General features: G+C 59.8%; 8 protein-coding genes. 2 read left to right on the top strand and 6 right to left on the bottom strand.

Annotated features, from left to right (window positions below):
- The first annotated feature begins 22 nt into the window (after positions 1 to 22).
- Positions 23 to 1,765 (top strand): GAF domain-containing protein, encoded by a 1,743-nt coding sequence (locus VGG22_11530; GenBank protein ID HEY1728997.1) that lies wholly within the window; start codon positions 23 to 25, stop codon positions 1,763 to 1,765.
- On the opposite strand, the gene VGG22_11525 is transcribed toward VGG22_11530, so the two are convergent.
- Both VGG22_11525 and aceE read right to left on the bottom strand, forming a co-directional pair.
- Positions 1,762 to 3,300, bottom strand: a complete 1,539-nt coding sequence (locus VGG22_11525) for a dihydrolipoyllysine-residue acetyltransferase (protein ID HEY1728996.1) — start codon at positions 3,298 to 3,300, stop codon at positions 1,762 to 1,764. The genes VGG22_11530 and VGG22_11525 overlap by 4 nt on opposite strands.
- A gap of 1 nt (position 3,301) precedes the next feature.
- Positions 3,302 to 5,974, bottom strand: coding sequence for a pyruvate dehydrogenase (acetyl-transferring), homodimeric type (gene aceE / locus VGG22_11520; protein HEY1728995.1), 2,673 nt, complete (start codon positions 5,972 to 5,974; stop codon positions 3,302 to 3,304).
- 232 nt (positions 5,975 to 6,206) lie between these two features.
- Here aceE and VGG22_11515 point away from each other — a divergent pair, with 232 nt between their 5' ends.
- Positions 6,207 to 6,683 (top strand): YbhB/YbcL family Raf kinase inhibitor-like protein, encoded by a 477-nt coding sequence (locus tag VGG22_11515; protein HEY1728994.1) that lies wholly within the window; start codon positions 6,207 to 6,209, stop codon positions 6,681 to 6,683.
- Here VGG22_11515 and VGG22_11510 read toward each other — a convergent pair.
- The 4 genes from VGG22_11510 to VGG22_11495 all read right to left on the bottom strand — a co-directional run bounded on the left by VGG22_11510 (position 6,680) and on the right by VGG22_11495 (position 12,956).
- Complete coding sequence (locus tag VGG22_11510; GenBank protein ID HEY1728993.1) at positions 6,680 to 9,901, bottom strand: efflux RND transporter permease subunit; 3,222 nt, start codon at positions 9,899 to 9,901, stop codon at positions 6,680 to 6,682. The two genes, VGG22_11515 and VGG22_11510, sit on opposite strands and share 4 nt — an antisense overlap.
- Position 9,902: 1 nt before the next feature.
- Positions 9,903 to 11,171, bottom strand: coding sequence for an efflux RND transporter periplasmic adaptor subunit (locus VGG22_11505; GenBank protein HEY1728992.1), 1,269 nt, complete (start codon positions 11,169 to 11,171; stop codon positions 9,903 to 9,905).
- A 61-nt stretch (positions 11,172 to 11,232) separates the two neighbouring features.
- A complete protein-coding gene (gene hemQ / locus VGG22_11500; GenBank protein ID HEY1728991.1) occupies positions 11,233 to 12,096 on the bottom strand; it encodes a hydrogen peroxide-dependent heme synthase in 864 nt (287 codons plus the stop codon).
- A complete protein-coding gene (locus tag VGG22_11495) occupies positions 12,093 to 12,956 on the bottom strand; it encodes a DNA-processing protein DprA (protein ID HEY1728990.1) in 864 nt (287 codons plus the stop codon). The genes hemQ and VGG22_11495 overlap by 4 nt, the downstream gene beginning before the upstream one ends.
- Positions 12,957 to 13,264: the final 308 nt, after the last annotated feature.

The raw sequence follows: 13,264 nt of genomic DNA, 5'->3' as shown, positions 1-13,264 counted from the left end.
CGACGCGAAATCCTTAGTTTTCATGGCGCCGCTTTTCCGGTTTGTCCTCGTTGCCCTCGTTGTGGTGATCGCGATACTGTCAGGTGCTGGACTGACCGGACAGATTCGCCAGGTGTCACCAGAGCTTCGCACGGAGCCGGCCGGCGTCGCCCGATCCCGCATCATCTTCGTTGAGCCAAAATCCAACGCGGCGAAAGCCGGATTGGCAGTCGGCGACGTCATCGACTCCACGCACCTTTCGGCAGCGGACTACTTCGCACAGCGCTCCACGCGTGTCAACCAGCTAAGGACGCTCCATGTACTGCGGAACGGAGAGCGCCAAACCATCTCCTACGTAGAGGACACCCCCGCACAGAATCCGGTCGAGCGCGGCTGGTTGGGTTTGATTTTGGTCATTTTGGCACTCGCGACCGGACTGCTCGTCGGTTTGCGTAGCGCTGATCGCCCCGAGGGCCGGCTTCTCTCGCTCGTGCTGATCGATATGGCGTTCCTCACGGTGGCCGGCTGGATGTACCTTACAGCACCAACGGGATTCAGTGCCTGGGCCTGGGGTTCAACCTCTGCTTATCTCGGATACACGTTCATAAATTACGCCATCATCGTGTTGTCGACATCGTTCCCGTCGGTGCCGACACGGTTGCGCAATGCCCTGCGTCATACGGCGCTGCCGCTCGCAATCGTCAGCGCACTAATTTACGCTTGGTACGACGCGAGGAGTTTCACTCCGTACGTACCGCTGGCGGACGTCGCGATCAATCACATGTCGATCGCGTACTTTTTTCTGCAACTCATCTCGAACGTCTGTGTCGCGATCATCTGCATCATTGCATGTCTCGACGGCCTAGCTCACGTCGATGTCGATCACCGCGCGCAGATGAATTGGGTTGCAACCGCGATCGTCATGAACCAAACGCCTTGGCTCTTTCTCTCGCTCGCGCAGATCATCGCACCGAACTGGGATATACCGGTCTTTGGGTTGGTACAAAACCTCGATCTTCCGAATATCCCCGTGCTCATTATCCTACCCTATGTAATCCTTCGGCATCGACTTCTCGATCTGAGCATCGCGGTCAGCCGTGCCGCGATTTTCGCCAGCGTCTCGTTGATCGTAGTCTCCGCATTCATCATCGGCGAGTGGATAATCGGGAATCTGGCGCAGCGCTTCGTGCCGAATACCGGACAATACATTACCGGTCAAGGTTTACTGGTCGTGCTAGCACTCGCGATCGGACTATCCGCGCAGCGAATCCACTCGCAGGTCGATCGCCGATTGAATGGCATCTTTTTTGCGAAACGCGCGCGTTCGCTCGCCAATTTGCGGCGGTTCTCACATGAAACCGATGTCGTAGTCAAAGGGTCGGCGCTCTTGAAGCTGTTCTTTGAAACGGTTATCGCCAACACTGAGGCGACCTATGCCGCAATTTATCTGCGTGATGGTAGCACGTTTGTTCTGACGCACGCCTCCAAGAATGACGTGCCGCAAGGAATTGATGAAGACGATCCCGCGGTCGTCAAACTTCGCCGTTGGAACGAGCCCTACGAATTTGAGCGCAGTTCCCACGCATTCAGCGAGGCGCTGATCATTCCGATGATGGTCCACGGTACTCTTTTCGGGATCTTAGTTTGCGGGCCGAAAAAAGAACGTACTCACTTCGCCGGCGAGGAAGTCGACGTGCTCGCGCACGCCGCGCATCGCACGGGAATCGCTCATCTGTTTCTTTCGAACGAAGCCCTCAGCGGGCGGCCGCTGGTAGCTCCCGTCTAGAGCATCGTCCGGCGCATATCGGCCAACACTTCGGCCAGATATGCATTGAAGCGCGCGCCCGCGGCACCGTCGATGACGCGATGATCGTACGAAAGCGACAGCGGTAGCATCAAGCGCGGTACGAACTCTTTTCCGTTCCAAACCGGCTTCATCGTCGACCGGCTGAGACCCAGGATCGCAACTTCGGGCGCATTGACGATCGGCGTGAAATCCGTTCCGCCGATTCCGCCCAGGCTTGAAATCGTGAACGTGCTCCCCTCCATTTCGGAGAGCTTGAGCTTTCCGTCGCGTCCGCGCGCGGCGAGCTCGCGCGTCTCGTTGGCGATCTGGATCACGCCTTTCTTATCCGCGTCTTTGAGAACGGGCACGATCAGACCGGCCGGCGTGTCGGCCGCAAAGCCGATGTTGTAGTACTTCTTGACGATCAACGCGTCGCCGTCGAGCGATGAATTGAAATCGGGGTAGCGCTTGAGTACTGAGACGAGCGCTTTCATCACGAACGCGAGAATCGTCAGCTTAGCATTCGGGTCTTCGGCATTGACGTGCTTACGGAACGCTTCGAGATCGGTGATATCGGCTTCGTCGTTGTTCGTGACGTGCGGAATCGAAACCCAATTGCGATGAAGGTACGGGCCCGAGATCTTCTTGATGCGCGAGAGTGGCTGACGCTCGATCGGCCCGAATTGCGCGAAGTCGATCTTCGGCCATGCGGGCAGCGCAAACGGCATCGCGCCGCCACCCACCGCGACTGCAGGCGAGGCCAACGTTTTCTTGACGAAGTTTTGGACGTCGTCTTTGGTGACGCGACCGTGCGGCGCCGTCCCTTGCACCTTGCGCAGATCGACTCCGAGCTCGCGCGCGAAACGCCGAATCGAAGGGCTCGCGTGCACGCTTGCGCCGTCGGCCACAACCGCTGCTTCTTGCACGGGCGCTGCTGCGGGCGCGGGCGCTACAGCGGGAGCGGCGGCTGCACCGTTGCTGGCCGTTAGCGTAAGCAGTGGTGAACCTTCGGAAACTTTGTCGCCGACTTTGACGTCGACCGATGCGATCGTACCGGAAACCGGCGACGGCACGTCCATCGACGCCTTTTCCGATTCGATCGTGACGAGCGGACTGTCGACTGCGATCGTATCGCCGGGCTTGACCAGGACTTCGATGATCGGAACCTCTTTGAAGTCGCCGATATTCGGCACCGCGACCTTTAGCGTGCTCTGTTGTACGGGCGCCGCGGCAACTGCGGGTGCCGCCTGAGGCGCTACTTGCGCGGCTGGTGCTTCCTCTTTTGCGGCGGCGCCGTTGCCGGCGAGTCGCACGATCGGTGTTCCTTCGGAGATTTTGTCGCCGATTTTCACGATGACGGACTCAACGACGCCGGCAGACGGCGACGGAATATCCATCGATGCCTTTTCGGATTCAACGGTGACGAGCGGGCTGTCGACCTCGATTTTGTCGCCGGCTTTCACCAGCACCTCGATGATCGGGACGTCCTTGAAGTCACCGATGTTCGGAACTTTGATATCGAGGGCGCTCGCCATACTACACGGTCACCGGATTCGGTTTGTTCGGATCGATTTCGAGCTTTTTGATCGCTTTCGCAACGTCCGTTGCCGGGATCGTCCCATCATCCGCGAGATTCTTTAGCGCCGCGAGCGCAATCCAACGCCGGTCGACTTCGAAGAATGCCCGCAACTTCTTACGGAAATCGCTGCGGCCGTACCCATCGGTTCCAAGTGCGTGAAAGCGCCGGTTGCCGACGAACGGTTGGATGCCCTCGGTGAACGTCTTCATGTAGTCGGTAGCGGCAACAACGGGACCCTGTCGCGAACCGAGTGATTGCTCGACAAACGATTGGCGTGGCTTCTTGTCGGGGTGCAGCAGGTTCCAACGCTGCGCATCCAGGCCGTCGCGCCGCAGTTGATTGAAGCTCGTCGCGCTCCAGACGTCGGCCGCGACGCCGAAATCGTTTTCGAGCAGCGTTGCCGCTTCGATCGCTTCGCGTAAAATCGTTCCCGAACCCATGAGCTGCACGCGCGGACTCTTGGTGTCCCCCGCGTCGCGCAAGAGGTACATCCCGCGGAGAATACCTTCTTCCGCGCCACTCGGCATATCGGGGTGAATGTAGTTCTCATTCATCACCGTGATGTAGTAGAAGACGTCCTCTTGCTCCGCGACCATGCGGCGCAAACCGTCCTGCATGATGACCGCGAGCTCGTAGGAGAATGTTGGATCGTACGACACGCAGTTCGGGATGAACGAGGCCATGATCTGGCTTTGCCCATCTTCGTGTTGTAAGCCCTCACCGTTGAGCGTCGTACGCCCGGACGTTCCTCCGATCAGAAACCCGCGGCTGCGCATGTCACCCGACGCCCAGATCAAGTCGCCCACACGTTGGAATCCGAACATCGAGTAAAAAATGAAGATCGGGATCATCGGGACGTTGCTGGTCGAGTACGACGTCGCGGCCGCGATCCACGAGCACAGCGAACCGGCTTCGCTGATGCCCTCTTGGAGAATCTGTCCGTCTTTGGCTTCGCGATAGTACATCAATTGCGCGGCGTCTTGCGGCTTGTAGAGCTGACCGACGGGCGAATAGATGCCGATTTGGCGGAACAGGCCTTCCATGCCGAACGTGCGCGTCTCGTCCGCAACGATCGGAACCATGCGCGGACCGATGCCCTTGTCGCGCATCATCGTCGAGAGGACGCGCGTGAATGCCATCGTCGTCGAGATCGCGCGATCTCCCGTCCCTTTTAACTGCTGGTCGAAGGCTGCAAGCGCAGGGACGACGATAGATGCAGTCGACTTACGGCGCCGCTGCGGAACCTCGCCGAGCGTGCGCACCCGCTCTTTGAGATATTTCATTTCGGCGCTGTCGTCGGCGGGCTTGTAGAACGGAATGTCGCCGAGCTCCGAATCTTTGATCGGAATGGCGAAGCGATCGCGGAACTGACGCATCGCTTCGATGTCCATGTGCTTCTGCTGGTGCGCGATGTTTTGCGCTTCGCCCGAGGAGCCCATGCCGTAACCCTTGATCGTCATCGCTAAGATGACGCTCGGTTTGCCGATCGTCTTCGTTGCGTTGTCGTAGGCTGCGTACACCTTGCGCGGATCGTGACCGCCGCGCTGCAGATCCCACACTTCAGCGTCCGTCCAATCTGCGACGAGCGCCGCCGTTTCGGGATACTTGCCGAAGAAGTGATCCCGCACGAATTTGCCGTCGTTGGCTTTGAGCGCTTGATACTCGCCGTCGACCGTTTCAGTCATCAGCTGCACGAGCTTGCCGCTCTTGTCTTTCTCGAGCAGCGGGTCCCAATTGCTGCCCCAGACGACTTTCACTACGTTCCAGCCGTTGCCGCGAAATTCGCGCTCGAGCTCTTGGATAATCTTGCCGTTGCCACGCACCGGACCGTCGAGACGCTGCAAGTTGCAGTTGATGACGAAGATCAGGTTGTCGAGACCTTCGCGCGACGCGACGTTGATTGCACCGAGTGATTCGGGCTCGTCGCTTTCGCCGTCACCAATGAAACACCAAACCTTGCGGCCTTCCGTATTTGCGATCCCGCGATTGTGTAAATACTTGAGGAAGCGCGCTTGATAGATCGCTTGAATCGGGCCGAGCCCCATAGAGACGGTCGCGAATTGCCAGAAGTCCGGCATCAGCCACGGATGCGGATACGACGAGAGACCTTTTCCATCGACTTCTTGCCGGAAATTCTCGAGTTGCTCTTGCGAGATGCGGCCTTCCAGAAACGCTCGCGAATAAACACCCGGCGACGAATGGCCTTGGAAAAACACGAGATCGCCGCCGAAGTTCTCGCTCGGCGCGCGGAAAAAATGATTGTGACCGACGTCGTACAGCGTCGCCGAGGATGCGAAGCTTGCGACGTGTCCGCCAAGCTCGGACGAGATGTGATTGGCGCGCACGACCATCGCCATCGCGTTCCAGCGAATGTAGTGACGCAGGCGCGTCTCCAGATCGTCGTTGCCGGGATACGGCGGCTGCTGCGAAAGCGGAATCGTATTGATGTACGGTGTCTGCAAACCGACGTCGACTTGCGTCCCGCCGGTTTGCGCGCGCTCGACGAGCCGCTCGAGCAGCTGCGCCGCACGTGGTGGTCCCTCGTGCGTCAGGACTCCATCAAAGGCATCGAGCCATTCGCGAGTTTCTTGGGGATCCGGATCAACGGCGTTCGGAACGGTCAGCGTCATCAGCATTCTTCCGGGGGGCGTGCGTGCGGGACACTATCATCGAGGTATGGGCTGAGGCTGTCGCCATCCAATGAGCCCATTTCACCATCCAACGATAAAATCACACCATCCAACCTACGTAAGTTGGACTGCCAATTGAGATAAAAGTCGCCTCGCGGGCTGTGTTGTTGCGTTGCCGAACAGCAGCTTCCGACGAGGCACGGCAGCAAACCAGCCCCGCGAGGAGATTCGAGTGGCAGACAAACTCAACATAACCAGCAGTTCGTTCGGAAATAATCAGACGATCCCGAAAAAGTACGGCTTCAACGGCTGGGACGTCGGCGGCGAAAATATCTCGCCGAACCTCAAGTGGAGCGGCGCACCGTCCGGTACGAAAAGTTTCGTCGTTACGATTTGGGATCCGGACGCGCCGACGACGGTCGGTTATTGGCACTGGCTCGTCTTCAACATTCCGGCCAACGTGACGGAATTGGAAGAGGGTAAAGTCCCTGCGGGCGCCGTGCAGGGCTATACGGATTACGGGATGAGCGCTTACGGTGGTCCCGCACCGCCGCCCGGCGATTCACCGCACCACTACCGTCATCGCGTGTTCGCACTCGACGTCGACAAACTGCCGCTCGAAAAAGGCACGACCGGCGCGACGTTGATGTTCATGATGCGCGGTCACATTCTGGCAGAAGGCGAGCTGGTCGGACTCTTCTCGCGCTAGCTCGTCGGTGCGGGTTGCCCGCCAAGCTGTTCGTGCGCGGTCGGAACGTTGAGCTCGTTCTCGACGTCCTGTTCGCGCGTCGACATCTCTTTGGGCGCGATCCATTCATACATCACCGGAACGAGCACAAGCGTTAGCACGAGCGAGCTAAGCAAACCGCCGATGACGACGACCCCGAGGCTTTGACGTTCCTGAGAACCAGGCTCAAAGGCGAGCGCGAGCGGAAGCATTCCCGAGACCATGGCGAGTGTCGTCATCATGATCGGACGGAATCGCGTCTTCGCGCTTTCTTTGATAGCTTCGACCTTCGAATAGCCTCGACGTCGTAACGTGTTCGCATAGTCGACCAACAGGATGCCGTTTTTGGCGACAAGACCGATCAGCAGCATCGAGCCGATCAACGAGAACAAATTCAGCGTCGAGTGCGTCAGCATCAGCGACCCAACCGCACCCACTGCCGCTACCGGGACCGAAAACATGATGATGAACGGCGAGCTATAGCTGTTGTAGAGCGCGACCATCAAGAAGAACACGAGGACGAGCGACAAGATCATCGTGTGCCCAACGTCCGACAGCGTCTGAGCCATCTCGGATTGCTGGCCTTGAGCGGAGGGCGCGACGCGAATCGTTCGGGGAAGATTCAGAGCCGCAAGCTTCTTTTGGAATGCGGCCTGGACGTTCGCGAGCGACGAGTTTGCCGCCACGTTTGCGTCAACGTGAATGACGGTAAGGCGATTCTCGCGTGTGATCAGCGGCAGAGTCGGTTGCAGTTGCAGCTGCGCAACGTCCCCGACGGTCACAATGTTGCCGTTGAGCGCGCGCATCGGGATCGCCTCGACTTCCGAGAGATCTTGCTGATTCGCCAGGGGATAGATGACCTGCACCTGCTCGATCCCTTGCGAGGTAATCACCTGCGTCGGAAGCGCGCCGGCGAATGCAGCGTTCACGGCACTCGCCGCGTCGCTGATTGCGACGTCGAGCGAGCGCGCTGCTTCACGATTGAACAGTACGTTCACTTGAGGTGAAAGCGCGCTGGCCGAGCTGTTGACGTTTTGCGCGCCCGGGGTTTGTTGCAGTGCCTGCAGTACTTGCTGCGCCGCATTCGTCGGATCACCACCGGAGAGATCGCTGACGAGCTCGTCGATCGGCTGCGCGTTCCCGCCCTTCGTCCCGGTCGAGGGAATCACGACCACTTTTCCATCCGGTGCGAGTTGCGCCGCTTGGCGGCGAACCTCGCTCACCCAGTAGGTGGTCGGATGCCGGCGGTTGTCTTTCAGAAAGACCTGAATCTGCCCGACGTTCGTTTGCGAGACGAATCCGCCGAAGCTCGCTGATTCCGCACCCGCAACACGCGTCATCGCGCCGAGATCCGGTATCTTGAGGATCGCCTGCTCGACCTTCACTACTTCTTGCGCGGTCTGCACTACCGGCGTTCCAACCGGGAACGTGAATTGCACGAAGAACTGGCCGGTGTCTTGCGCCGGGATGTACTCTTTGCCGACGAAGCCGAAGCTCACGGCGAGAATTGCGAGTACAAACGTTATGCCTGCGAATGCGACGACGGTCCAGGGCTTCGCGAGCGCCCACGTCAGCGCACGTTCGTGATACCAGCCGCGCAGCCGCGTGAAGAAATTATCGAAGGCATCGATGAACTTCGGCGGCTTCCACGTCGAGTGCAGCGCCCACAGACCGGCCAGCGCGGGCGTGACCGTAAACGAGATGAACAGTGACGTGAGCGTCGCGACCGTGACGACGACGCCGAACTCGGCAAGCTGGCGGCCGACCTCATCTTGGAGAAACGCGATCGGCAAGAAAACGACGACGTCGACCAAGGTCAGCACCATTGCCGCCTGGCCAATCTCGGTTCGGCCACTGATCGCCGCACGAATCGGCGTTTGCCCGAGCTCGTCGCGATGTCGCTCGATATTCTCAAGCACGACGGTCGAGTCGTCGATCAAAATGCCGATCGCGAGCGTCATGCCGAGCAGCGAGACGGTGTCTATCGTGAAACCGAACATCTTCATCACGAACAGCGTCACGGCGAGCGACGTCGGGATCGCGATGACCACGACGACGGCGTTGCGCCACGAACGCAAGAAGAACAGCATCACGACCGCTATGAAGATGATGCCTTCGGCCAGCGTGCGTACCACCGCGTTGAGCTGCTGCTGCGTGTACTTGGATTGCACGTTGACGACGGTAAATGCAAGCTGCGGGAAACGCTGCTCGTAGCCGGGCAATGCGGCTAAGACGTTGTTGGAAGCTGTAACTTCGCTGGCATCCGCGCTCTTCTGCACCTGAAGGAAGAAACTAGTCTGCCCATTGACGGCCGCAAAACTGGTTTGCGGCTCCTGCCCGGTGACGACAGTCGCGACATCCGAAATGCGATGCGCAGACGCCACAGTCGTCCATGGATTGGTTGCCGTGGGTGAAAGCGGCTGCGATGCAGCCGCCGTGGCTCCCGACGTTCCCGGCGTCGCTTGAATCAAGAGGTCGGCTATTGATTGCGAGCTTGTGATGTCGGCCCGCACGTCCAAGCTCGTCGACCGGTTCGGCGCATAAAGCGTCCCGCCGGGGAGATGCAGGTTATTCGCTTCGATCGTATCGACGATGTCGGTGATCGTCAGATTGTCGCCGGCGAGGATCTGCGGATTGACCGTCACCTCGTACGCGGGCGTCACGGTTCCGTTGGCGTTGACGTTCGCGACATCCGGGATTTGCTCGAGATCCGGGATGAGCACGCCGGTGATGATGAGGGAAAGCGCGGATGGGCTCAGCGATTTCGACGTCACTCCGAGCGTCACGACGACCGTTTCGGACGGATTTGAAATATTGATCGTCGGCGGGACCAAATTGGTCGGCAGATACTTCGAAGCTTGCGTCAGCGCTTTCTGGATATAGACGAGATCCGTGTACGGATCCGACGTTAAGTCGAACGTCGATGAGATCGACGCCGAACCGTTCTGTACGGTCGAATCGATCGTCTGCAGATCAGGCGTACCGGCAATCTGATTCTCGATCGGGACGACGATACTGTCGCGCATCTCGGTCGTCGATGCGCCCGAGTAGGAAACGCGGATCGAAATGACCGGCTTCTCGACGTTGGGATATTGTTGCGCGACGAGGTTCTGAAGCGAGATGATTCCCGCCAGAAAGAAGAGCGCAATCAAGACCAGCACCAGCGTAGGACGCTGAATGAAGACGCGCGTCAGCCACATTCTAGCGGACGGCTACCTTTTGTCCGGCGCTTAACCCCAGTTGACCGTTCGTGACGAGGCGGACGCCGGTCGCCAAGCCCGTGACGATTGCATTCGTGCCGTCGGTCGCGAGCTGCGCGACGTCAACGACGTGCGTTGTATCGTTCGCGTCGACCGTCATCACCGTGACGTGATTGTCATCGAGGAATGCACTGACCGGCACTTCGACTCCGGAAACGGCGTCAAGCGAGATGACGCTTGAGACGGTGAGACCTGAACGCAGCGTCCCTCGCGGATTCGGAACGCGAACCTTGATCGCGAAATTCGTGGAGCCGGGCGTCAGTTGGTCGAGCACCGCGACGACGTTGCCCGGGAATTTGCCGCGCATGCCGTTGCCGTTCACCGTGACGTTGACGCTTGCGCCGACTGGAATCTGAAAAATCCGCGCTGAGGACGCGCTCAAGATTGCGAAGACGTAGTCTTCTTCCTGAATGGTGAAGATCTGGCGGCTTCCGGGATATTCGCCGGGATTCAAATTGCGATTGACGATGATCCCGTTCACCGGCGACGAGATGCTCGCGGTGTTGATGCTGACCTGTTCCTGCGCGGCCTGGTCGCGCGAGGCGCGGGCTTGCGCGGCCGATTGCTCCACCTTTGCGGCTTGTAGGCCCGCTTGCATGGTACCGTTCGTCGCGACATTCGAGATCGCGCTTGACAGCGCGGCCTGTGCGTTGCGCACCGCCTGCGTGTCGTTTTCGACCGTCGTTTGTTGCGTGACGTACTGCTGCTCCGTCACGTAGCCCTGACTGTAGAGCTGTTTGTAGCGTTGCAAGTCGCGCTCGGCGTTCGTAAGCGTTGCCTGCGCCGAACGCAGGTTCGCGCGGGCCTGGTTGACAGCGTCATTCCCTTGCGAAATATTGAGCTGACCCTGTAACTGGTTCTGCTTCGTGAGCGCGTCGTTGGCTTGCGCATTGTGCAAATCGTACGCGAGCGACGCTCGCAAATCGGCAGTCGATAGGACCGCGAGCACCTGTCCCGCGCGAACGTGATCGCCTTCTTGGACGTTGACCTTGAGCGTCGGCTCTTGGAGGCTGCTCGAGAGCGCAACGCTCTGCGCCGGCGCAATGAATCCGGCTAGCGTCAACGTCGGGTGCACGGTACCGTCTGCGGTAATCGCAGTCGCGACTTGCGGCGGAGCTACCGCGGGCCGCTCGGGTTTCTTGGCGCATGCGGTCGCGGCCACCGTAAGGGCAAGCGCGCATGCGAAAAGAGCGGTCCGCGTTGTCGTCATTCTGCGAACATCTCTACCCCAAGCGGGAGGGCAAGCAAACGTGCGAGACCTTGGAAGGCTCTCAGACTTCGAAGGCTGTTAAAAGCGCGGCGCGCTCGTTACCCTCGAGAAACGACGGCAGGGCGTCGACGGAGAATTGCATTCCCGTATAAAACGGACCGAATGCGGCGTAGCGTGCGCTGGCTTCGTCGAAACGCATCTCGTAAATCAATTTCTTGAAGACGAGCGGATCGTCGGCGTAAAGGTCGACGCCCCACTCCCAATCGTCGAAGCCGATCGATCCAGAGATCACTTGCGTGACGAGTCCGTGGAACGTGCGGCCGATCTTACCATGATCCAGCATCAGCTCGGCGCGCTCTTTATACGGCAAGGAGTACCAGTTGGTCTGCTCGCCGCGCTTCTTGTCCATCGGATAGAAGCAAACGTAGCGCCTCGGAGGGATCTTTGCAAAAAGTCGCGCCGCGCTGCGCGGCTCTTCGGCTTCTTCGCGCAAGAGTGCATCGAACATGTCGTTCCACTCGGCTGAATGCGGCTTGAGCGCACGCTCGCGCAACGTCTCGTGAATTCGGCGCGTGGCTTCGTATAAACCAAGCTCCAGGATCGAGACGTATGAACCGTGCGGTTCGAGATAATCGCGCAAGGCTAGGCGATCGAACGCGATCTCAGCGTCACCGAGCGCATCGAAGCTCTTCGCATAAAACGTCAACATCAGGTCGGCTTTGTGGCCCAGCAGTTGCGCGAGGCTGACGTCACTTTCCGGATCGTCATGCAACGGACGCAAGAATTCAATCGCATCTGCGGTGACGCGCGTGCGATTTGCTGCATCGAGCGCTGCGTAGCGCCGGCGATTGAAGCTGTACATCCGGTGCAGGATGCTCCAGCCGTCAAGCGACTCGGGGACGTTAGGATTACGCACGTTGCTCATGTTAGCGCGTAGCGCGCGCCGGTCCTCGACTCGACGATCCCACGCAGCTCCAGCTCGATCAAGCGTCCGGCGAGCTCGCCCGCATCGATCCCGGAGCGGACCAGCAGCGCATCGAAATCCATCTCGCCCCCGCCGAGCAGTTCAACGATCGCTCGCGAGCGTTCTTCGAGCGCCCCGCTCGCGCCATGTTCGCTGGTACGCTCCGGCTCGATGCCGATCGCTTCGAGAATATCCGCCGCGTCACGGACGAGCGTCGCACCGTCGCGTAAGAGCGCCAAGCAGCCGGCGACTTTGACGCGATCGACGTCGCCTGGAAACGCCATGACGGGAATCCCGAGATCTGCTGCGTGCGACGCGGTGTTCAGCGCACCGCTTCGTGCCGCAGCTTCGACCACGATGACTCCATCGGCGAGACCCGCGACGATCGCGTTGCGCTCCAGAAACTGCCAGGGCCGCGCCGGCCACTTGGGAGCGTAGGGCGAGATGACGGCGCCGCCGCAGCCGATGATCCGCTCGGCGAGCTCGCGATTTCCCAGCGGGAAAAAATTATCGTGCCCGCCGCCGAGGACGCCGATCGTCGGCGCCCCGGCCGCCAGAGCGCCCTCGTGCGCGGCCGCGTCGATTCCCAGCGCGAGGCCGCTGATCACGCAAACGCCGGAGCCGGCCAGCGCCCGGGCGGTTTCGAAGGCGAGTCTACGTCCGCCGCCGCTCGGCGCCCGCGTCCCGACGATCGCGACCGAAGGCGCGGCCAGGCCCTCAAGCGACCCGCAGACCCAGAGCGGGACGTCCACCCCGGGGCGTCCAGCTCGCAAGAAAAGACCGGCCGATTCGGCCGGCAGGACGAGGACCGGTCGCTCCACCCCCCTCCTTCACGCGGCCTCGTTCGGGGGAAAGACGAGGAGGAACATGGAGCTGGGGAATATGGGAGCAACCATGGCAGCTGAAGCGTACTGCGTGAAATGCAAGACAAAGCGTGAAATTAAAGACGCGGTCCAGATCACAATGAAGAACGGTCGACCGGCAACCGAAGGCAAGTGTCCGGTCTGTGGAACGAAGATGTTCAAAATCGGGGCAGCAAAATAGCCTAGAATTTGCCCGGCCTGTGGGTCGTGCCTTATACTCGTCTGAACCCCAAGATATTGGGGGTCCTCTCCCTACGAGGCCGCAC

The organism is Candidatus Baltobacteraceae bacterium, from assembly GCA_036489885.1.
In the GTDB taxonomy this organism is placed as follows: Bacteria; Vulcanimicrobiota; Vulcanimicrobiia; order Vulcanimicrobiales; family Vulcanimicrobiaceae; genus JAFAMS01.
This window is presented reverse-complemented; position numbering and strand designations above follow the sequence as displayed.